Source organism: Luteimonas sp. 9C, from assembly GCF_902506295.1.
Classification (GTDB): Bacteria; Pseudomonadota; Gammaproteobacteria; order Xanthomonadales; family Xanthomonadaceae; genus Luteimonas.
Genome location: NZ_LR733312.1, coordinates 41,223 through 60,945 on the forward strand (window position 1 = coordinate 41,223; position 19,723 = coordinate 60,945).

21 protein-coding genes and 1 tRNA gene are annotated in these 19,723 nt (G+C 69.8%); 17 read left to right on the forward strand and 5 right to left on the reverse strand.

All coding sequences use genetic code 11. The features are described from left to right. The first annotated feature begins 23 nt into the window (after positions 1-23). A complete protein-coding gene (locus CURTO8I2_RS00195) occupies positions 24-998 on the forward strand; it encodes a hypothetical protein (protein WP_201295449.1) in 975 nt (324 codons plus the stop codon). Then, a complete protein-coding gene (locus CURTO8I2_RS00200) occupies positions 995-1,426 on the forward strand; it encodes a hypothetical protein (protein WP_236550951.1) in 432 nt (143 codons plus the stop codon). The genes CURTO8I2_RS00195 and CURTO8I2_RS00200 overlap by 4 nt, the downstream gene beginning before the upstream one ends. A gap of 5 nt (positions 1,427-1,431) precedes the next feature. Here the strand turns inward: CURTO8I2_RS00200 and CURTO8I2_RS00205 are convergent, their stop codons facing one another. Beyond that, positions 1,432-1,842, reverse strand: coding sequence for a hypothetical protein (locus CURTO8I2_RS00205; protein ID WP_159677670.1), 411 nt, complete (start codon positions 1,840-1,842; stop codon positions 1,432-1,434). 169 nt (positions 1,843-2,011) lie between these two features. Here CURTO8I2_RS00205 and dusA point away from each other — a divergent pair, with 169 nt between their 5' ends. From dusA to CURTO8I2_RS00225, 4 genes are all read left to right on the forward strand, one after another. Then, complete coding sequence (gene dusA, locus CURTO8I2_RS00210; protein WP_159677672.1) at positions 2,012-3,040, forward strand: tRNA dihydrouridine(20/20a) synthase DusA; 1,029 nt, start codon at positions 2,012-2,014, stop codon at positions 3,038-3,040. After that, positions 3,015-3,560: a hypothetical protein gene (locus CURTO8I2_RS15370; protein ID WP_236550952.1), complete on the forward strand. Its 546-nt coding sequence runs from the start codon at positions 3,015-3,017 to the stop codon at positions 3,558-3,560. The genes dusA and CURTO8I2_RS15370 overlap by 26 nt, the downstream gene beginning before the upstream one ends. A gap of 56 nt (positions 3,561-3,616) precedes the next feature. After that, a complete protein-coding gene (locus tag CURTO8I2_RS00220) occupies positions 3,617-4,303 on the forward strand; it encodes a response regulator transcription factor (protein WP_055246303.1) in 687 nt (228 codons plus the stop codon). 89 nt (positions 4,304-4,392) lie between these two features. Beyond that, positions 4,393-5,811, forward strand: a complete 1,419-nt coding sequence (locus CURTO8I2_RS00225) for an ATP-binding protein (RefSeq protein WP_159677673.1) — start codon at positions 4,393-4,395, stop codon at positions 5,809-5,811. Here CURTO8I2_RS00225 and CURTO8I2_RS00230 read toward each other — a convergent pair. Together CURTO8I2_RS00230 and CURTO8I2_RS15375 are read right to left on the reverse strand one after the other, a co-directional pair. Beyond that, positions 5,808-6,488: a M90 family metallopeptidase gene (locus CURTO8I2_RS00230; protein ID WP_236551104.1), complete on the reverse strand. Its 681-nt coding sequence runs from the start codon at positions 6,486-6,488 to the stop codon at positions 5,808-5,810. The genes CURTO8I2_RS00225 and CURTO8I2_RS00230 overlap by 4 nt on opposite strands. Before the next feature lie 97 nt (positions 6,489-6,585). Beyond that, entirely contained in the window at positions 6,586-6,861 is a 276-nt protein-coding gene (locus CURTO8I2_RS15375) for a hypothetical protein (protein WP_236550953.1), read from the reverse strand. Between the two features lie 121 nt (positions 6,862-6,982). On the opposite strand from CURTO8I2_RS15375, the gene birA reads away from it, so the two are divergent. The 7 genes from birA (at position 6,983) to CURTO8I2_RS00265 (ending at position 11,384) form a co-directional block, all read left to right on the forward strand. Further along, entirely contained in the window at positions 6,983-8,011 is a 1,029-nt protein-coding gene (gene birA, locus CURTO8I2_RS00235; protein ID WP_159677677.1) for a bifunctional biotin--[acetyl-CoA-carboxylase] ligase/biotin operon repressor BirA, read from the forward strand. Beyond that, entirely contained in the window at positions 8,008-8,760 is a 753-nt protein-coding gene (locus tag CURTO8I2_RS00240) for a type III pantothenate kinase (RefSeq protein ID WP_159677678.1), read from the forward strand. The genes birA and CURTO8I2_RS00240 overlap by 4 nt, the downstream gene beginning before the upstream one ends. A 9-nt stretch (positions 8,761-8,769) precedes the next feature. Next, complete coding sequence (locus CURTO8I2_RS00245) at positions 8,770-9,498, forward strand: SPOR domain-containing protein (RefSeq protein WP_159677680.1); 729 nt, start codon at positions 8,770-8,772, stop codon at positions 9,496-9,498. A gap of 29 nt (positions 9,499-9,527) precedes the next feature. Then, a tRNA-Thr gene (locus CURTO8I2_RS00250) sits at positions 9,528-9,603 on the forward strand. 121 nt (positions 9,604-9,724) lie between these two features. Next, a complete protein-coding gene (gene rocF / locus CURTO8I2_RS00255; protein ID WP_159677682.1) occupies positions 9,725-10,648 on the forward strand; it encodes an arginase in 924 nt (307 codons plus the stop codon). Positions 10,649-10,804: 156 nt separating this feature from the next. Further along, positions 10,805-10,960 carry an entericidin A/B family lipoprotein gene (locus tag CURTO8I2_RS00260; protein ID WP_159677684.1) on the forward strand — a complete coding sequence of 52 codons (156 nt, stop codon included), beginning with the start codon at positions 10,805-10,807 and terminating at the stop codon, positions 10,958-10,960. Between the two features lie 220 nt (positions 10,961-11,180). Next, positions 11,181-11,384 (forward strand): CsbD family protein, encoded by a 204-nt coding sequence (locus CURTO8I2_RS00265; RefSeq protein ID WP_159677686.1) that lies wholly within the window; start codon positions 11,181-11,183, stop codon positions 11,382-11,384. A gap of 113 nt (positions 11,385-11,497) precedes the next feature. Here the strand turns inward: CURTO8I2_RS00265 and CURTO8I2_RS00270 are convergent, their stop codons facing one another. Beyond that, positions 11,498-12,325: a hypothetical protein gene (locus CURTO8I2_RS00270; protein WP_159677688.1), complete on the reverse strand. Its 828-nt coding sequence runs from the start codon at positions 12,323-12,325 to the stop codon at positions 11,498-11,500. 119 nt (positions 12,326-12,444) lie between these two features. Between CURTO8I2_RS00270 and CURTO8I2_RS00275 the strand changes: the two genes are divergently transcribed. From CURTO8I2_RS00275 to CURTO8I2_RS00285, 3 genes are all read left to right on the forward strand, one after another. Then, complete coding sequence (locus CURTO8I2_RS00275; RefSeq protein WP_159677690.1) at positions 12,445-13,764, forward strand: tryptophan--tRNA ligase; 1,320 nt, start codon at positions 12,445-12,447, stop codon at positions 13,762-13,764. Continuing rightward, a complete protein-coding gene (locus tag CURTO8I2_RS00280) occupies positions 13,761-14,072 on the forward strand; it encodes a hypothetical protein (RefSeq protein ID WP_159677692.1) in 312 nt (103 codons plus the stop codon). Before CURTO8I2_RS00275 ends, CURTO8I2_RS00280 begins: the two co-directional genes overlap by 4 nt. Positions 14,073-14,150: 78 nt before the next feature. After that, positions 14,151-15,086, forward strand: coding sequence for an MBL fold metallo-hydrolase (locus CURTO8I2_RS00285; RefSeq protein WP_159677694.1), 936 nt, complete (start codon positions 14,151-14,153; stop codon positions 15,084-15,086). A 30-nt stretch (positions 15,087-15,116) separates the two neighbouring features. Here the strand turns inward: CURTO8I2_RS00285 and CURTO8I2_RS00290 are convergent, their stop codons facing one another. Further along, a complete protein-coding gene (locus CURTO8I2_RS00290) occupies positions 15,117-15,989 on the reverse strand; it encodes a tryptophan 2,3-dioxygenase family protein (protein WP_159677696.1) in 873 nt (290 codons plus the stop codon). A gap of 144 nt (positions 15,990-16,133) precedes the next feature. Between CURTO8I2_RS00290 and CURTO8I2_RS00295 the strand changes: the two genes are divergently transcribed. Further along, positions 16,134-19,694: a pre-peptidase C-terminal domain-containing protein gene (locus tag CURTO8I2_RS00295; protein ID WP_159677698.1), complete on the forward strand. Its 3,561-nt coding sequence runs from the start codon at positions 16,134-16,136 to the stop codon at positions 19,692-19,694. The last annotated feature ends 29 nt before the right edge of the window (positions 19,695-19,723 follow it).

Below are 19,723 nucleotides of genomic sequence, written 5' to 3' on the forward strand. Positions count from 1 at the left end.
GGCCGGGTGCTGCAGGATCCGACGTGTCCGTCCGAGTGTTCGCCACCATCGCGCTGCTGGGCCTTCTCGTCGCCGCCCTGGCGACGTGGCGCCCTGTCGTGCCCGGCACGGTCGCGGTCGATCCCGACGCGGACTGGATCACCGACACGGACCTGCCGCTCTCCAGCGATGCTCTGGCCGGGCCGATCGCGCCGCCAGCGTCGGATCCGGTGCTGCTGGCCGCCGCGTCGCCGACGGCGGTGCGCCCGCTGCAGCGCGCGTTCGAACAGGCCGGCGACCTGTTCACGTTCCGCCAGCAGTTGCAGCCGCTGGCCGCATCGGGCGATGCCGACGCGCGCTGGGTGCTCAGCCGGGTCGACGAGTACTGCGCCGGCTTCGCGCGTGATCCGGCCGGCTTCGCGCGTGACAGTGCGCTGATATCGGAGCTGCAGCTCGATGCGGCGCGCGCGCTGGGCGCGGCCCGGGACCGCATCGGCGCGCGCTGCGGACGCTTCGTTCCACAGGATGCCCCGACGTTCGTGCAACTGGTCGAACAGCGCCAGGACGCGGCCGAGGCCGGCAGTCTGGCCGCCGAGGCCGCGCTGCTGGCGATGGGCGCGCCGCTGCAGGACGACATGGACTACCGCCGCGGGCTCGTCGAGCGCGTGCAGGCCTCGCGCGATCCCGACGCCTTCGTGGCGCTGTCGCCCGCGATGGGCGTCGCGGCCAGCGGCGACGTGGCGCTGGCCGACACGGTCGCGGGCACCCAGGCCAGCGAACTGGCCTGGCAGCTCGCCGCCTGCGATCTCGGTCTGGACTGCAGCGCCGATGGCGCGCTGATGACCGAGTACTGCGCCAACGGTGGCATCTGTGCGCGCGAGGCGCGCCAGGACTTTTCCGCGTTCGTGCGCGATGCGGCGGTGCCGCGTCAGGGTGCGGACGAGATCGATCGAATGAAGAAGACCCTGGTCGAGGGCGCCCCCGCGTCCCGACATCTGCTCGGAATGGTGACACCATGAAACGCATGTTCCCCCGCAAGCTCCGCTTCTGGCTCTGGGCCGCCCTGTTCGTCGGGTATTCGGTGGCGGTTGCCGGCGTCGTCGTCGACGCGGTCGGCGACAACTACCGGCGCCTGACGCAGGTCGCGCGGACCACGACGGCCGCGCCCCTCGAACAGCGCCAGCTCGGGGCCGCGCAGATCGCCGCGCTCTACCGCGCGCAGAGTCCCACGCCGTTCCAGGCGCTGCCGCCGGGCAATACGTTCCGCGTGGTGTGGCCCGACGGTTCCACCGAGATGGTGCGGATCGTCAGCCAGTCCACGCCGCATGGCGCCGTACCGGTCGGCGGGAGCCAGATCGAAGCCGCGCCCGTGCTGGATGTCGCGCAGGCGGAACTGCAGGTGGTGCCGGTCTCGGTGGCGCCCCGCCAGGCAGCGGTCGCGGAGTAGGCCGCTCAGCCCCCGCGGCGCTGCAGGGCGCGCGCATGGCGCCGTCGCTCGGCGACGCCGGCCCAGACCATCGCCGAGTGGAACTGCGCGACGCACAGTGCGAGCAGGGTCCAGACCACGTCGAGATTGAGATAGACGCCCGCCGCGCGGTTCAGGGCCGTCCATTCGGAGCGCCGCATGGCCAGACTGCCTTCGCCGAACAACCGGTGCAGGGTTTGGCCGGTCGACAGTGACTGCCAGTCGCCGAAGCGCGCCAGCCCGGATGCGCCCAGACCGAGGCAGGCCACCACCCCGAGCGCCCAGAGGACCGCCAGCGCCAGCGGGATGTTGTGCACGGCGCGCGTCCGAGGCAGCAGCTGGAGTGCCCCCAGCGACCATGCCAGCAGCAGCAGTCCGAACACCTGGAGAAACACCATCGACCGTTTCCTGCGCGCAGCGCCTGGGCGCCACAGGATGACCGGGGCCCGGCCTTGACGGAGTGACGCCAGGGGGCGGCGTGTATCCTGACGCCCCGTCGCGGCGGGCGGTCCAGGCGCCACAGGCCCATTGCGACCCACGCCCCACGTTTTCCAGCCACGCAGACCCATGACCGGATTCCCGTTGCCGACCTACGACGCGCACGCCGATGCGTATGCGGCATCGCTGCGCCTGTCGGTGGCACCGATGATGGACTGGACGGACGCGCATTGCCGCGAGTTCCACCGGCTGCTGGCGCCGGGCGCGCGGCTGTACACGGAAATGGTGCACGCCAAGGCCGTGATCCACGGCGATCGCACGCGGCTTTTGGCGAAGACGGCGCGACAGGCGCCGCTTGCACTGCAGCTCGGCGGCAGCGATCCGGACACCCTGGCGCAGGCCGCGCGGATCGCCGCCGATCACGGTTTCGACGAGATCAATCTCAACTGCGGTTGCCCGTCCGACCGCGTGCAGGCCGGGCGTTTCGGCGCCTGCCTGATGCGCGAGCCGGCGCTGGTTGCCGACTGCGTCGCGGCGATGGCGGCCGCCAGCACCGTGCCGGTGACGGTGAAGTGCCGGCTGGGCGTGGACGACGACGACGATTACGAGACCTTCGCGCGTTTCATCGACGGCGCAGTTGCGGCGGGCGCCGCGATGATCGTCGTGCATGCGCGCAATGCCTGGCTCAACGGCCTGTCGCCGAAGGAGAACCGCGACATCCCGCCGCTGCGCTACGACTGGGCGCATCGGCTCAAGCGCGAGCGGCCGACGTTGCCGGTGGTGCTCAACGGTGGCATCGCCACGCAGGCGCTCGCGCTCGAGCAGCTGGCGCACGTGGACGGCGTGATGCTGGGCCGCGCCGCCTATCACGATCCTTACCTGCTGCATGCGCTGGACGCCGCGCTGTCGGGTGCGCCAGTGCGCCCGCGCGCCGAGCTGCTGCGCGCATTGCGGCCGTACGTCGAGGCGCGCATGGCGGAAGGCATCGCGCTCAAGCACATCGTCCGCCACGTACTCGGCCTGTTCCACGGACAGCCCGGCGGCCGGCTGTACCGCCAGGTGCTCAGCGAAGGCGCGCATCTGCCCGGCGCGGACTGGACGCTGGTCGAGCAGGCGCTCGCAGCGACGGAAGATGCAGCGTCGCGTCGCGCGGCCTGACGGCAATCCCGAGTCCCGATTGATCCGAAAGGCCGGCCTGATCGCGTTCGAGATGAACGGATACAGCCTTGTCAACGAAAAGTTAAGGACGGATTCACTGCTTCGGGCCGACCATCGACCGTCTACCCGATCGCCCGTCCCGCCAGGAGTGGCCGTGTCCGTCCCGTCGTCCCGTCATCCGCTGTGTGCCTGCATCGCCGTGCTGCTCTGCAGCGCCACGACGGCCGTGGTGGCGCAGGATCCCCCATCGCGCGGACCCGCGGCGCAGGGCGCCGACATGCGCGCGGCCGTGCAGCGGCCGGAGAGCGGGCGGCGCCGCTCGCAGGACTCGATGACGGAATCGGTGCGGCGTATCGAACGCAGTACCCGCGGCCGTGTACTGAGCATCGAGCAGATGCACTCCGACGGCCGTGATCTCAACCGCGTCAAGGTGATGGACGACAGCGGCCGCGTGCGCATCTTCGTCGACGATCCGGCCCAGCGTGGCCCCTCGTCCCGTGCACGCGGCGACGACGATTGATCCGGCATCCTCGCCCCCATTCACGGCCGGGCCGGCCGTCAGACCGGAGTTGACCCATGCGTATTCTGCTCGTCGAAGACGAAGCCCCTCTGCGTGAGACCCTCGCCGCGCGCCTGAAGCGTGAAGGTTTCGCCGTCGACGCCGCCCAGGATGGCGAGGAAGGCCTCTACATGGGACGCGAAGTGCCGTTCGATGTGGGCATCATCGATCTGGGCCTGCCGAAGATGTCGGGCATGGAGCTGATCAAGGCCCTGCGCGAGGAAGGCAAGCAGTTCCCGGTGTTGATCCTGACCGCGCGCTCGAGCTGGCAGGACAAGGTCGACGGGCTGAAGCAGGGCGCCGATGACTACTTGGTCAAGCCGTTCCACGTGGAGGAGCTGCTGGCCCGCATCAATGCGCTGGTCCGCCGCGCCGCGGGCTGGAGCAAGCCGACGCTCGAGTGCGGCACGGTCACGCTGGACCTCGCGGCGCAGACGGTCAGCGTCGACGGCAAGAATGTCGACCTCACCAGCTACGAGTACAAGGTCCTCGAATATCTGATGATGCATGCCGGCGAGCTGGTCTCGAAGGCCGACCTGACCGAGCACATCTACCAGCAGGACTTCGATCGCGATTCCAACGTGCTGGAGGTCTTCATCGGCCGCCTGCGCAAGAAGCTCGATCCCGAAGGCACGCTCAAGCCCATCGAGACCGTTCGCGGCCGTGGCTACCGGTTCGCGATTCCCCGCAACGGCGAGGGATGAGCGGACGACGCCGGCTGCGGGTGTCCGCGCTGGAGGCGGGGGCGCCCGCCGTGCGGCAGTGCCGGCGGATTCCGCGTTCGATCTGACCGATGGCCGATAGACGACTCACTGCCCGCCTGCGCCCGCGCTCCCTGCGGGCGCGCCAGCTGCTGGCCGCGAGTATCGGCCTGCTCGCCTTTCTGGCGCTGGCCGGCTACGCACTCGACCGGGCCTTCATCGACGTCGCCAGCGAAGGCCAGCGCGAGCGCCTGCGCAACTATGTCTATGCCTACGCGGGCGACATCGAGTTCCTGCGCAGCGGCGACATCTACCCTTCCGAATCGCAGCCCGACGACCGCTTCCTGCGGCCCGGCAGTGGCCTCTATGCCGAGGTCGTCCTGCCGTCCGGCGATTCCTGGAGGTCGCCGTCGGCCTCGGGCCCCCAGTTGCCGGAAGCGACGATGCTGTCGGCGCGCGAGGAGAAGTTCGACGGCCCGCTGCCGATGGTGCGCAGCGACGGCACGCCCGGCGAGGCCTACCGCTATGGTCTGGGACTGGTCTGGTCGCCGGATGGCCGCAGCGACACGGAGTTCGCCTACACCATCTACGTGATGGAGGACGCCGGCATCGTGCCGCGCCAGGTCCGCATCTTCCGGGCCGCGCTGTGGGTCAACCTCGGCGTGGCGGGTGTGATCCTGCTGCTGCTGCAGGGGCTGATCGTGCGCTGGAGCCTGTGGCCGCTGCGCCGCGTCGAGCACGAGCTCGTGCGCGTCCAGCGTGGCCTGTCCGACCGCATGGGCATGCAGCATCCGCATGAGCTGCAGCCGCTGACCGAAAGCATCAACGCGTTGATCGACAGCGAGCGCGAACACCTCACGCGCCAGCGCAACACGATGTCCGATCTTGCCCACAGCCTGAAGACGCCGCTCGCGGTGCTGCGCTCGCGCCTGGATGCGGGCAGCGGCGATGCCGAACTGCGCGAGGAAGTGGAAACCCAGCTGCAGCGCATGAACGATCTGGTGACCTACCAGCTCGCGCGCGCTGCTTCGAGCGGGCACCAGCTGTTCTCGGCGCCGATCGAGATCGAACCCAGCGCCGAGCAGATCGTGCGCGGGCTGGAGAAGATCTACGCGGCCAAGGGCGCGGTCTGCGAATTCGAGATCGACCCGAGCGCGCGCTTCCACGGCGAGCAGGGCGATCTGCAGGAACTGCTCGGCAATCTGCTCGAGAACGCGTTCAAGTGGGCGAAGGGGCGCGTGCTGCTGACGGTCCGTCCCGGCGAGACCGCGCCCAACCGGCGTCCGGGTCTGGTGCTGGTCGTCGAGGACGACGGTCCGGGCATTCCGGCCGACCGCGTCGCATCGATCCTGCAGCGGGGCGTGCGCGGCGACGAGCGCGTGCAGGGGCACGGTATCGGCCTGTCGATCGTGCAGGACATCGTCCACAGCTATCGCGGCGAACTGCACGTCGGCCGCTCCGAAGAACTCGGCGGCGCCTGCTTCTCGGTACGCCTGCCGCCGGGGTTCTAGGCGCGGGTCGCGAAGGGCGAGGGCCCGTAGAACCGCGCCAGATGCGCGGCGACATCCGGCAGGAACTCACGCAGCAGCGCGGGCGCGCTGAAGTGGTATTCGCTGCAGACGGCGAAGAATTCCTCCGGCGCTTCCGCGGCATACGGATCGATCGGCATCGTTTCGCCGGCGTCCACGCGGGCGACGAAGGCATCGAAGCTGCGTTGGAAATCCGCGGCCCACGCGCGCTGCCAGTCGCGCGGCAGCGGCGGGGTGCCGTCCAACACGCCGTCGAGTGCGTCGATCTTGTGCGCCATCTCGTGCACCGCGACGCAGAAGCCGGCGTCGGGCTCGTCGATGTCGGATTGCACGTCGGCCCACGACAGCACCATCGGGCCGCTGTCCCAGGATTCGCCGATGAGTTCGTCGTCCCATTCGTGCAGGACGCCCGCGGCATCGAGATGACTGCGGTTCACCCGGAACGCGTCCGGATAGACGATCAGCTGCGACCAGCCATGCAGGCCTTCCTCGCCGAACTCGAGCAGTGGCAGGCAGCACAGCGTGGCCAGGGCGAGACGGGCGCGGTCATCGAGCGTCAGCCCGCCCACCGGTGTGATCGTCTTGCGGTGCAGGAACCGCGCGCCCAGGCCACGCAGCTTCACCTGTGCGGCGGCATCAAGCGCGCGCACCCACGGCAGCCGGTCGACGGTGGCCGACCAGTCGGTATCGGAAACGGGTGGCGGCGTGCCTGCGAACAGGCGGCGGATCAGCGAACGCACGTGCCCGGACAATCCGTCAGCGGAACATGCCCGGCAGGAAACTGTGCCAGCGCGGACCGCGGGCCGGGCCTTCCGAATCGCCGCCACCGCTGGCGGCCGGGCGCACCTTCGACGCGCTGCCTGCAGCCGGCGCACGCCGGGCATGGCCGGTGTCCAGCGCCTGTTCGGCCTGCGGCGCAGTCGCCGTCGGCGGGCAGGGCGTGTCGGCCGCGGGATCCGTGACGGCATCGCGCGCGACGACCGGCAGGCTCGCGCCCAGCAACAGCATGCAGACCATCAGACGTGCGGACATCGGATCACCCTGGAAGGAGGCAGGACGCACAGCCCGCTGAGCATAGCAAAGGTTCTGCCGGGGCGACGCGGCATCGCGGTACGGGGCGACACCCGGCGCCGGGCTCGTCGATAATCGGGCGATGCCTTCCCCGCACACGCCACCGCCTGCGACCGAGCAGCCGCCCGAACGCGCATTGCTGCAACGCCTGATCGAGGGGCCGGTATCGGGGGATGCGCTGGCCCGGGCGTCGGGCCAGACCCGCGCCGCGGTGTGGAAGCGGATTTCGCTGCTGCGCGAAGCCGGCGTGCCGATCATCGCCCGGCCCGGCACCGGCTATGCGCTGGCGCAGCCGATGTCGCTGCTCGATGCCGACACGATCCTCGATGCACTCGCCCCGGCCGAACGTGCGCGCATGTCGACATTGACGGTCGCCTGGAGCATCGATTCGACCAATGCCGAACTGCTGCGCCGCCCCATGCCCGGCGCGCACGCCGAGGTATTGCTGGCGGAACGACAGACCGGTGGCCGCGGGCGCCGTGGGCGCAGCTGGGAGTCGCCGCTGGCCGCGCATCTGTATCTCTCGCTGCAACGCGGCTTCGAGGGCGGGCTCGCGCGGCTCGGCGGATTGAGCCTGGTCGCCGGCGTCGCCGCGGTGGAGGCGCTGCGGACGTTGGGCGTGGAGACCGTCCGCCTGAAGTGGCCGAATGATCTGGTTGTCGTCGACGCAGACGGCCTGCGCAAGCTGGGCGGCATCCTGGTCGAAGGCGGCGGCGAACATGCCGGCCCGGTGCGGGCGGTGCTGGGCATCGGCGTCAATGTACGCATGCCGGAGGGGCAGGCGGCGGCGATCGACCAGCCCTGGACAGACCTCGCCAGCTGCTGCGCGGACGCGCCGCCTGCACGCAATGCGCTGGCCGCGGCCGTGGTCGACGCCTGGGTGCGGGCGCTGGACCTGTTCGATCGCGACGGCCTCGCGCCGTTCCGTGCGCGCTACGCCGCGGTCGATGCGCTCGAAGGCGCGCCGTTGGCGATCCACACCGGCAACGAGACCCTGCACGGCATCGCCGATGGCATCGAGGACGACGGCGCGCTGCGCGTCCGCGTGGACGACGCCCTGCGCGCCTTTCATGCAGGCGAGGTCAGCGTGCGACGGGAGGCGCGCGCGTGAATACCTGGCTGTTCGATCTGGGCAACACGCGGCTGAAGTGCGCGCCGCTCGACGGCGACGGCCGGGTGGGCATCGTGCAGGGCGCCGCGCACGTGGAGAGCGGGTTCGATCCCGACTGGCTCGACGCGCTGCCGGCACGCATCGACAGCGCGATCGTCGCCAGCGTCGCCGCGCCCGCATTGCGCATGATCCTGCTCGACGCGCTCGCCGCCCGTGGTGCGCAGGTGCAGCTGGCGCATACGCTGCCTGCGCTCGACGGGCTGACGATCGCCTACGCCGATCCGTCGCGACTGGGCGTCGACCGGTTCCTCGCGCTGCTCTCCGCGCATGCCGAACACGCGCCGGCGCTGGTGGTCGGCGTCGGCACCGCACTGACCGTCGATCTGGTCGACGGCGCCGGACGGCATCTAGGGGGCCGCATCGCGCCCTCGCCGACGCTGATGCGCGAGGCGCTCCACCGGCGCGTGGCCCAGCTCGCGCCGAGTGGCGGGGCCTACGCCGAGTTCGCGACCGACACCGAAGACGCGCTGGTGTCGGGATGCGAGGGCGCGGCGGTGGGCCTGGTCGAGCGCAGTCTGGCGGAAGCGACCGCGCGGCTCGGCGCGCGCCCCCGCCTGCTGCTGCACGGCGGCGGTGGCGAGGCGCTTCTGGGCCGCCTGCCCGACGCACAGTGGCGCGCCGATCTGGTGCTGCACGGGCTTGCGCGCTGGCATCACGCGAGTGCCGGCGTTGCGTCGCGGCAAGGGTAGGATCAGGCCATGCTGCTGCGCGCGACCATCGTCCTGCTGGTGATCCTCAACTTCGGTGTGGGCGTGTGGTGGGCCCTGCGCGGTCCACCGCATGCGGCGCCCGCGGTGACGGCTGCGGCGCCATCGACATTGCGACTGGTCGGAGAGCCCTCGGAACGCGCCGCCCCCCCCGCACCGGCGTCCGGCTTGCCCGCGACCGGACCATCGACGCCAACGCCTGCCGAAGCGGTCGACACCGTGGCCACGCAGACCACGCCCCGCGCCGCGGACCCGGCGCAATGCGTGGCGCTCGGACCGTTCGCCGACGCGTCGACCCGCGACGCAGCCCTGGCACAGCTGTCGCCGGTGGCCGCGCAGGTCGTCCCGCGCGACGTGGGCGACACCCCACGCGGCTGGCGCGTCTGGATGGCCCCGCGCGCCGATCGTGCCGCGGCCGATGCGATGGTCGTGCGCCTGCTCGCGGCCGGGTTCAACGACTACTACGTGATCGCCGATGGCGCCGATGCCAATGGCATCGCACTGGGCCGGTTCGGCAGCGAACCCGCTGCCCAGTCCCGTGCGCAGGCGCTGCGCGATGCCGGCTTCGAGGCCGAGGCCGCGCCGCTCGGCAGCACGCTCACGCGCTACTGGATCGATGCGACGCTGGCCGAAGGTGGAACCGGCGAGACGCTGCGATCCCGGGTCGGCGCTGCGCGTGTCGAAACGCGCGACTGCAACCCACGGCAGGTTGCGGGTTAGAATTCCGCCGCGGCCCCGCCGCGTGCCATGCCGGCATAGCTCAGTTGGTAGAGCAACCGCCTTGTAAGCGGTAGGTCCCCAGTTCGAATCCGGGTGCCGGCACCAGTTCCGATGTCGTTCTGCGTGCGCCCGCGCCTGCCCGGCGCCTCCCCACGGCCACACCGGCGTCGATGCCACCCCGCCATCCCCATGCGTGCGACGGCGGCGCACTCGCTCAGGAGAGGTCATGCAGCAGACGAATTCCCAGGTGTCGATCTTCGGCGTGCCCACCGACGTGGGTGCCGGTCGCCGCGGTGCATCCATGGGCCCCGAAGGCCTGCGCGTCGCGGGCCTGGTCGAGGCACTGATCGCGCGCGGCGTCGATGTCGACGACCTCGGTGATCTCAAGGGGCCGAAGAATCCGTGGACCGGACCGCGCGAGGGCTATCGCCATCTCGACGAAGTCGTCGCCTGGAATCGCGCGGTGCTCGAAGCGTCCAGCGCAGAGCTCGCACGCGGACGCATGCCAATCATGCTCGGCGGCGATCATTGCCTGGCGATCGGTTCGATCGCCGCGGTCGCCAACCACTGTCGCACGACGGGCCGCAAGCTGCGCGTGCTGTGGCTGGACGCGCATACCGATTTCAACACCTCGCAGATCACGCCCTCGGGCAACGTGCACGGCATGCCGGTGGCGTGCCTGTGCGGCATCGGGCCGGATGCGTTGACCGGCCTCGGCGGCGTGTCGCCCTCGATGCAGGTCGCGCAGTTCCGCCAGATCGGCATCCGCTCGGTCGATCCCGACGAGAAGCGCCTGGTCAAGGAGCACGGTCTGGACATCTACGACATGCGCTACATCGACGAGGTCGGCATGCGTCGCGTGGTCGAGGAGGCGCTGGAGGGCCTCGACGACGACACGCACCTGCATGTGAGCTTCGATGTCGACGTGCTCGACCCGACCATCGCGCCCGGTACGGGGACGCCGGTGCCGGGCGGCATCAACTACCGCGAGGCACAGCTGGTCATGGAGATGATCGCCGACAGCGGGCGTCTGGGGTCGTTGGACATCGTCGAGGTGAACACCGCACTGGACCAGGGCAATGCGACCGCGGAGCTGGCGGTCGATCTGGTGGAAAGCCTGTTCGGCAAGTCGACTTTGATGCGCGACTGAACCTGCCGGGTTCACGCCACCGATGCATCATTGAACTCGGGTCGGGATGCGCGCGACGGGTGCACGCGGCTTTCACAAGGCGGGTTCCTATAGTCGCGCCATGGTTGCGGAAGTCCGCAGCTGTTCGCCACGAAACCGGAATCCCTGGAGAATCCCATGAAGCGTTTGACCGCACTGATGCTGCTCGCCATGTTCACCGTTGGCACCCTGACCGCCTGCAACACCATGAAGGGTGCCGGCCAGGACGTGCAGAAGGTGGGCGAGAAGGTGGAAGACAGCGCCAACAGCACCGGCGCCACCACGCGTCCCTGATCCACGCAGTCCATCGCACGAAGAAGGCCGGCATGCATGCCGGCCTTTTTTTTGCGCGCGGACTCCGCGCCAGCGGAGCTCACTCAGCGAGATGACGACCCGACTTACGAATCCTCGACCCGGGTTTGATGGCCACGATGCGAAGGTGACCTCGCGGTCACGGAGCACGCATGCGCCATTGCAGCCGCGCCGCATTCCCCCGAAGACAGGATCGATCGCCATGAACAAAGACATCATTGCCGGCAAGTGGACCCAGGTGAAGGGCAAGGCGCAGGCCAAATGGGGCGACCTGACCGACGACGTGTTCGACGTCGCGGCCGGTGACAGCAAGTATCTCGCGGGCAAGCTGCAGGAAAAGTACGGCTGGGAGCGCGACCGCGCCGAACGCGAGGTCAAGGAGTTCGAGAAGACGCTCGACAGCTGAGGCGCCCGGTGCGTTCCGCGTGACGCGGATGCGCATTGTCAATGTGTTCTCCCGCAGAAGGACCGGTCCAGGCCGGTCCTTCTGCATGTGCGGCACGCCGACGTCCGGATGGCTCAGGGATCCGGGACGAAGCCGCCCGGAAACGCGTCCGGCCGATGCGCCTGCGCCCAGGCGCGATGTCGGGGCAGCACGCCGCGCGCCACCAGCGTATCGACGCTGTCGTAGCGCAGGGTGGTGACCTGCACGGGTGTGCGCGTGGCGCGCTCGAACGCGGTCGATGTCACCGGCGCCCATTCCCGCGCGCCGTGTCCGGTGCCGAGGCGCTGACGCTCGGCGCGCATGTCCGACGCGGCGGATTCGGCAGCGACCGCCTCTGCCGCCGGTGCGGTGCGCCCGCGCGCTGCGTCCGCCGGGCGCGATTGCGGTGCCGGGGCAGGCGCTCGCGATGCGATGGGGCTGGGCGGCGCACGTTCGCCGAAGACGGCGATGCCGATCGTGCCCACGTTGTCCGGCCGCCCCGTCTGCGCGGCGTAGCTGTCGGCGAGTGCCGCGAATTCGAAGCGTGCGACATCGTCGTGCGACTTGCGCCAGCCGGTGATCTCGGTCGTCTGCCAGGGCGCGAGCACGTAACCGGTCTGCGAGGGTGAGGCGGTCTCGCCGCTGATCGCGTTGACGCCGTCGACCGACAGCACCACCAGCACGCGGCTGCCGGTCGTGTTGGTCAGGCGGATCGCGTACGGCGCGCCCGGCGTGCCGGCAATCCAGGTGTCGCCACGGTAGGTCACGGGCTGCGCGGTGCTGCCCGTGTCGCGGTCGACCACTTCGATGCGGACACGCTCGCCCGCCTTCCAGGCACGGGCCGCATGCGCGGCGGGCATCGCCAGCAGGCTGCCCAGCAGCAGCCAGAGGGCGGCGGAACGGACGGAACGGGATGTGCACATGGCGGATCTCTCGCGGGAAGGTGCGAGGACAAACGGCTCCGCGTACCGGATGGGGTTACGGCCGGTCGCGGGCCGGCCAGCGGTTAGACTGGCGGCCTGATTTCCGCAGCCTGCAGCCCATGTCCCAGCGTCCCCAGCGCGTCCTCACCGGCATCACCACCTCCGGCACGCCGCACCTTGGCAACTACGTCGGCGCGGTGCGCCCTGCGATCACCGCCAGCCGCGCGCCGAACACCGAGAGCTTCTATTTCCTCGCCGACCTGCACAGCCTGATCAAGGCGCAGGACCCGGCGCGCACCCAGCGCTCGACGCTTGAGATCGCGGCGACGTGGCTCGCGGCCGGGCTCGACCCGTCGAAAGTGTGGTTCTACCGGCAGAGCGACGTGCCGGAGACGACCGAGCTGATGTGGCTGCTGACCTGCGTGGCGGGCAAGGGCATCCTCAACCGCGCGCACGCCTACAAGGCCGCGGTCGACAAGAACCGCGCCGACGGCGAGGACGACGATGCCGCAGTGACGGCGGGCCTCTTCATGTATCCCGTGCTGATGGCCGCCGACATCCTGATCTTCAACGCCGACCGCGTGCCGGTGGGTCGCGACCAGATCCAGCACATCGAGATGGCGCGCGATTTCGCCCAGCGCTTCAATCACGTCTACGGCCGCGACTGGTTCAACCTGCCCGAAGCGGCGATCGACGACAACGTGGCGACGCTGCCGGGTCTCGACGGTCGCAAGATGAGCAAGAGTTACGACAACACGATTCCGCTGTTCGTGCCGCAGGCGCAGCTGAAGAAACTGGTGTTCTCGATCCTCACCGATTCGAAGATGCCCGGCGAAGCGAAGTCGACCGACGGCTCGGCGCTGTTCCAGCTCTACCAGGCATTCGCGACGCCGGACGAGACCGCGGGGTTTGCCGCGGCGTTCGCCGACGGCATCGGTTGGGGCGATGCGAAGCAGCAGCTGTTCGACGTCGTCGAGCGCGAGATCGCGCCGATGCGCGCGCGCTACGAGGATCTGATTGCGAAGCCGGGCGACATCGAGGACATCCTGCGCGATGGCGGCCAGCGTCTGCGCGAGCGTTACGCCATTCCCCTGCTGCGCGAGCTGCGCGATGCGGTGGGCCTGCGCAACCTCGGCAGTGCCGCGTCGATTCCCTCCGATGCGCCCGCATCCGCCAAGGCCGCGCCGCCGGCGTTCAAGCAGTACCGCGAAGCCGACGGCAAGTTCTATTTCAAGCTCGTCGACGGCGAGCGGGTGCTGCTGCAGAGCGCGGCCTTCGATGCGCCGCGCGATGCGGGCCAGACGATCGCGCGCCTGCGCCGCGGTGAACTCGCGCTCGCCGATGCGCCCGTCAGTCTTGGCGACAGGGTCGAGACCACCGACGTCCAGGCGGCACTCGATGCACTGGCCGCCGCCGAGGCCGAGAAGGCCGCCTCGTGAACCCGACCGTCGCCCAGAATCTGGCGCTGCTGCTGTTCCTGCCGTGGTTCCTGATTCTCGGTGCGCTGTTCTGGGTGGTGCCGCGGCAGCCGCGCGGCATACGACGGGTCGTGTTCGACCTCGTCAGCCTCGCCGCGTCGGTCGTCGCGTTCGTGCTGTCGATCCACTGGGCGCACGCGGTCGCCGACCGCGGGCACGGGTCCATGTGGGCGCAGATTCTCGCCACCGCCGTCGGATACGGCGTGTTTCTCGCGGTGCTGGGCACCGCATTCGCGCTGCGCAGGCGGGTGCTGCGGCCTCGTCCCTGAGCGGCGTCGACCAGGGCCGCATCGGCTCTCGACGCCGCGCGTCCTAGACTGTCCGTTCTGTCCAACGGGAGACGCGCGATGCACGATCACGCGATCACGATCATCGATACCGGTTACGTCCGCCCCGGCCTGTGCGCGGCCTATCTCGTCGAATCCGGGGGGCACGCGGCGCTGATCGACTGCGGCACCGCGACCTGCGCGCAGACCGTGCTCGATGCGATCGATGCGTCGGGTGTGCCGCGCGACGCGGTGGACTGGCTGATGGTCACGCATGTGCATCTCGACCATGCCGGCGCGGCAGGTCCGTTGATGCGCGCGCTGCCCAATGCGACGCTCGTCGTGCACCCGCGCGGCGCGCCGCACATGATCGATCCCACGAAACTGATCGCCGGGGCGAAAGCCGTCTACGGCGACGAGATGTTCGCGCGCGACCACGCCGGCATGCTGCCGGTCGCCGAAGACCGCGTGGTCATCGCCGAGGACGGGCACGTCGTCGCACTCGCCGGGCGTCCGCTGCTGTGCATCGACACGCCTGGCCACGCCCTGCATCACTACAGCGTCTGGGACGCCGCGACGCGCAGCTGGTTCGCGGGCGACACGTTCGGCCTGTCGTATCGCGAGCTCGACACCGCGAACGGCGCCTTCATCCTGCCGACGACCTCCCCGGTGCAGTTCGATCCCGAGCAGATGCATGCCTCGGTCGACAAATTGATTGCGAAGTCGCCGGTGTCGATCCGCATCGCGCATTACGGCGAGGTCACCGAATGCACGCGCCTCGCCGCCGATCTGCACGCGCAGATCGACGCGATGGTCGCCATCGCCCGCGATGCACACGGGCATGCCGATCGGCATGACCGTATCGTCGACGGCTTAACGTGGCTCTACACGGCTCGCGCGGTCACGCACGGCATCGAGGACGCGGCGGCGCGCGTGCAGGCGATCCTCGGCGGCGACATCGAGATCAATGCGCAGGGCCTCGCGGTGTGGCTGGACCGGCAGGCACGCGCCGGCTGAGCCGCCCGCTGGCGGGCGGTGCACGTGCGCTCAGGCGTCGCTGCCGCGCCCGGGCCCGACGTGCGTGCGCACTTCGAACAGCTCCGGGAAGAAGGTCAGCTCCAGCGCCTGTTTCAGGAAGCCGACGCCGCTCGAGCCGCCGGTGCCGCGCTTGAAACCGATGATGCGCATCACCGTGCGCATGTGGCGGAAGCGCCACAGCTGGAACTGGGTTTCCAGATCCACCAGGTCTTCGCACAGCGCGTATTCGCGCCAGTAGCGGTCGGTGTCTTCGTAGATCGATTCGAACACCGGCACCAGCGTCGCGTCGAAAGTGTGCGGCTGGCGCCAGTCGCGCTGCAGATGACGGGGGTCGACGGGATGGTCCCAGCGGGCGAGGTAGCCCAGGAATTCGTCGTAGAGGCCGGGCGCGTCGAGCACGGTCCGCAACGCCGCCTGGCCGTCGGTGTCGTGCGCGAACACGTCGAGCATCGCCGCGTTCTTGTTGCCGAGCAGGAATTCGACCGTGCGGTACTGCAGCGACTGGAAGCCCGATGACGGGCCCAGCACATCGCGGAACTCCAGGTATTCGGCCGGCGTCATCGTTTCCAGCACCGACCACTGCTCGGTCAGCTGGCGCAGCACCTGCTTGCAGCGCGCCAGAACCTTGCGGCAGCGCCACACCTCGTCGCGCTGCAGGTGGCCGATCGCCGCCGAGAGCTCGTGGATCAGCAGCTTGAGCCACAGCTCCGACACCTGGTGCTGGACGACGAACAGCATCTCGTCGTGGTGAGGCGGCTGCGACAGCGGCTGCTGCGCGGCCAGCAGCAGGTCCAGGCGCAGGTAGCCGCCGTAGGTGATGCGGCCCGACAGGTCGCGGTGGATGCCGTCCTCGAGGGGGCGCTGGTTGCGGTCGATCGTCATCGGCGCAGGGTACCGCAGCCCCTGCCGGCCGGCGCGCTGACGTGTCGCGGCGGGAAGTGCCGCCCTGCGTCATGCAATCGCCATGCAACCCCGGCACAATCCGGCGCGGGGCGCTCTCGCCCGGGGACTCCAGGGGATTCACACATGACTCGAACCACTAGCCGGCTCCTGTCGGCCTTGTTGCTGTGTTGCGGCGCAGGCGTCGCGCATGCGGACGTCGTCGTCAGCCAGGTCTATGGCGGCGGTGGCAACGGCGGCGCGCCCTTCAATGCGGATTTCGTCGAGCTGTTCAACACCGGCGATCTGCCGGTCTCGCTTGGTGGCAAATCGCTCCAGTACGCCAGCGCCACCGGCACCGGCAACTTCGGCTCGGGTCCGAGCCAGATCGTCGTGCTGCCGGATGTCGAAATTCCGGCCGGCGGCTATTTCCTCGTCGGACTGGCCGGCGGCGCGACCGGCGCCCCGCTGCCGACGTCCGATGCCACCGGCACGATCAACATGTCCGGCACGGCCGGCAAGATCGCCCTGGCTGACACCACCACCACCTTGGGTTGCAATGGCGGCAGCGCCGCCTGCACATCCGCGCAGCTGGCCCTGATCCTCGATCTGGTCGGCTTCGGCAGCGCCAATTTCTTCGAAGGCAGCGGTGCCGCACCGGCACCGAGCAACAGCACGTCGATCCTGCGCGCCGGCGACGGCTGCACGGACACCGACGACAATGCCGCCGACTTCGCGTCCGGTGCACCGGCGCCGCGCAATGCGTCCAGTGTGCCGAATGTCTGCAGCGGAGGCGGCACGCGCTTTCTGAGCATCACCGACGCCAGCGGCGCCGAGGGCGACAGCGGCACCACGCCGTTCTTCTTGACCGTGTCGTTGAACCAGCCGGCGGGCCCCGAGGGCGTGCGCTTCACCTACACGACCGCCGACGGCACCGCGACAGTGGCCGACAGCGATTACGTGGCCCGCACCGGCACGATCACCTTCGCCGAGGGCGAGCGCGAACTGACCCTGAGCATCGACGTCGTCGGCGACGAGACCGTCGAGCCGGACGAGGTGTTCTACGTCAATCTGAGCGAGGTGGCCGGCGCGGAGATCGCCAAGGGCCAGGCGGTGGTCACGATCCTCACCGACGACGTGGCCACGCTTGCGATCCACGCGATCCAGGGCAGCGGGGACCGCTCGCCGGTCGAAGGCCAGCCGGTCGCCACCACGGGCATCGTCACCGCCCGCAAGAACAACGGCTTCTTCATCCAGACGCCGGACGGCGAGGACGATGGCAATCCGGCCACATCGGAAGGCCTGTTCGTGTTCACCAGCAGCCCGCCGTCGGCCGATGCCGCGGTCGGCAATGCGGTGCTGGTGCAGGGCACGGTGCTCGAGTTCGTGCCGGCGGCCGATCCGCTGCAGCTGCCGCTGACCCAGATCGCCAACGCCTCGGTGGTCAAGCTGGCCGAGGGCCGCCCGCTGCCGGCCGCGATCGCACTGACCAGCGACATGCCCAACGCCACCGGCGGCCTCGGCCAGCTGGAGCATCTCGAAGGCATGCGCGTGACCGCGCCGAGCTTCACCGTGGTCGCACCGACCACGGGCAATACCAACGAAGCGCAGGCGAGCGGCAGCAGCAATGGCCGCTTCGCGGTCGTCGTCACCGGGACGGCGCGTCCGTTCCGCGAGCCGGGCATCCAGATTCCCAATCCCGACCCGCTGGGCAGCACGGCGCCGAACATTCCGCGCTGGGACTTCAATCCCGAACTGATCGCCGTCAACAGCACCACCATCGGCGCACCGGCTGCGGACCTGGCCGCCGGCTGCCGCATCACCGGCGGCTCGCTGACCGGTCCGCTCGACTACACCTTCCGCCGCTACACGATCTATCCGGAAGGCGCGCTCACCAGCGACTGCAGCGTCAGAGGCGAACCGCGTCCGTCGATGCTGCCCGGTCCCGACCACGTGAGCTTCGCGACCTACAACCTGCAGCGGTTCTTCGACACGGTGAACGACGCCAACAGTGGTCCGACGCTGACGCCGGCCGCGCTGGAGCGGCGTCTGTCGAAGGCGTCGATCGGGATCCGTGCATTCCTGCACACGCCCGACGTGCTCGGCGTGACCGAGGTGGAAAACCTGTCGGTGCTCAGCACCCTCGCCAGTCGCATCAACGCCGATGCGGTGGCCGCGGGACAGCCGGATCCGGGGTATGTCGCGTATCTGGAGGAAGGCTTCGACGTCGGCGGCATCGACGTCGGCTTCCTGGTCAAGACCGCGTCGGTCGGCAGCGTCGCCCGCATCGAAGTCGCGCAGGTCACGCAGGAAGGCGCCGATGCCGTGCTGACCAATCCGAACGGTTCGACCAGCGTGCTCAACGACCGTCCGCCGCTGGTGCTCGACGCCGTGGCGCACTTCACCGACGGCCGTCGCTATCCGTTCACCGCGATCGTCGTCCACCAGCGCTCGCTCAGCGGCATCGAGGACGATGCGGCGGGCAGCAACGGCTGGGCGACCGCCGGCCAGCGCGTGCGCGACAAGCGCCAGAAGCAGGCCGAGTATCTGGCCACGCTGATCGACGGCATGCAGAAGGACGATCCGGCGCGCGAGATCGTGGTGCTCGGTGACTTCAACGCATTCGAGTTCAACGACGGCTACGTCGATGCGATGGGCACGGTGACCGGCCTGCCGTCGGCCGATGGCGAAACCGCGGTCGACAACGACGGTGCGGTGCTGATCGCGCCCTCGCTGCTCAACATGACCCTGGAGGCATCTGCCGAGGAGCGCTACTCGTTCGTCTTCGACTACCAGGCGCAGTCGCTCGACCACGTGCTGGTGAACCAGGCGCTGGTGGATTCGCCGGCGATCGTCGGCCTCGAGATCAGCCATGCGCGCATCAATGCCGACTTCCCCGAAGTCGCGCGCAACGATGCGGCCACGCCGACGCGGCTCTCCGATCACGATCCGACGGTGCTGCTGGTGCGTCTGCAGCCGGCGACGATTGCCGATCTCGGCATCACCGTGGCGGCGGCCAACGCGGACGTGTTCGCCGGCGACGCGCTCGCGTTCACCGCGATGCTGGTCAACGCCGGTCCGGATGCCGCGCAGTTCCCGGGCTTCGGCGCGGTGCTCGACGCCGAGCTCGACGATCTGACGGTCACGCCGCCCGCCGACTGGAGCTGCGATGCGCCGGCCGTGGCCGACGGCAGGACCACGCTGTCGTGCAGCAGCGAAACGCTGGCGGACGCAGCGCAGGCGGTGTTCGCGCTGTCGGCGGTCGCGCCTGCGGCACTGATCGACGAGACCGTGACGCTGACCGTCGCCGCGACCTCGCAGACCCAGGATCCCGACGCGACCGACGACAGCGCCGTCGCCTCGGTGTCCATCGTGGAGGATCCGGCAATGGCCGCGCAGCCGCTGGTCAACGGCGTGCAGGTCGGCGGCGTCGAGGGGGCGGCGGGCGAATCGCGTCTGTTCCGCATCGATGTGCCTGCCGGTGCGCGCAACCTGCGCATCCTCACCGCGGGCGGCACGGGCGACGTGTCGCTCTACGCCAGCCGCGACGTGCTGCCGACGGTCGATGCCTGGCAGCTGCGTTCGCAGCGTCCGGGCAACAACGAAACGGTGACGCTCGCGGCGCCGCAGGCGGGCACGTGGTACGTGCGCGTCGTCGGCACGCGCGCCTTCGGTCGCCTGACGGTGCGGGCCAGCTACACGCCCTGATCGTCGACACGGATCGACGGAACACCCCG

Coding starts and splice junctions, on each gene's coding strand:
- CURTO8I2_RS00200 (WP_236550951.1), top strand. CDS start 995: ATGAAACGCATGTTCCCCCGCAAGCTCCGCTTCTGGCTCTGGGCCGCC.
- CURTO8I2_RS00205 (WP_159677670.1), bottom strand. CDS start 1,842: ATGGTGTTTCTCCAGGTGTTCGGACTGCTGCTGCTGGCATGGTCGCTG.
- dusA (WP_159677672.1), top strand. CDS start 2,012: ATGACCGGATTCCCGTTGCCGACCTACGACGCGCACGCCGATGCGTAT.
- CURTO8I2_RS15370 (WP_236550952.1), top strand. CDS start 3,015: ATGCAGCGTCGCGTCGCGCGGCCTGACGGCAATCCCGAGTCCCGATTG.
- CURTO8I2_RS00220 (WP_055246303.1), top strand. CDS start 3,617: ATGCGTATTCTGCTCGTCGAAGACGAAGCCCCTCTGCGTGAGACCCTC.
- CURTO8I2_RS00225 (WP_159677673.1), top strand. CDS start 4,393: ATGGCCGATAGACGACTCACTGCCCGCCTGCGCCCGCGCTCCCTGCGG.
- CURTO8I2_RS15375 (WP_236550953.1), bottom strand. CDS start 6,861: ATGTCCGCACGTCTGATGGTCTGCATGCTGTTGCTGGGCGCGAGCCTG.
- birA (WP_159677677.1), top strand. CDS start 6,983: ATGCCTTCCCCGCACACGCCACCGCCTGCGACCGAGCAGCCGCCCGAA.
- CURTO8I2_RS00245 (WP_159677680.1), top strand. CDS start 8,770: ATGCTGCTGCGCGCGACCATCGTCCTGCTGGTGATCCTCAACTTCGGT.
- rocF (WP_159677682.1), top strand. CDS start 9,725: ATGCAGCAGACGAATTCCCAGGTGTCGATCTTCGGCGTGCCCACCGAC.
- CURTO8I2_RS00260 (WP_159677684.1), top strand. CDS start 10,805: ATGAAGCGTTTGACCGCACTGATGCTGCTCGCCATGTTCACCGTTGGC.
- CURTO8I2_RS00265 (WP_159677686.1), top strand. CDS start 11,181: ATGAACAAAGACATCATTGCCGGCAAGTGGACCCAGGTGAAGGGCAAG.
- CURTO8I2_RS00270 (WP_159677688.1), bottom strand. CDS start 12,325: ATGTGCACATCCCGTTCCGTCCGTTCCGCCGCCCTCTGGCTGCTGCTG.
- CURTO8I2_RS00275 (WP_159677690.1), top strand. CDS start 12,445: ATGTCCCAGCGTCCCCAGCGCGTCCTCACCGGCATCACCACCTCCGGC.
- CURTO8I2_RS00285 (WP_159677694.1), top strand. CDS start 14,151: ATGCACGATCACGCGATCACGATCATCGATACCGGTTACGTCCGCCCC.
- CURTO8I2_RS00290 (WP_159677696.1), bottom strand. CDS start 15,989: ATGACGATCGACCGCAACCAGCGCCCCCTCGAGGACGGCATCCACCGC.
- CURTO8I2_RS00295 (WP_159677698.1), top strand. CDS start 16,134: ATGACTCGAACCACTAGCCGGCTCCTGTCGGCCTTGTTGCTGTGTTGC.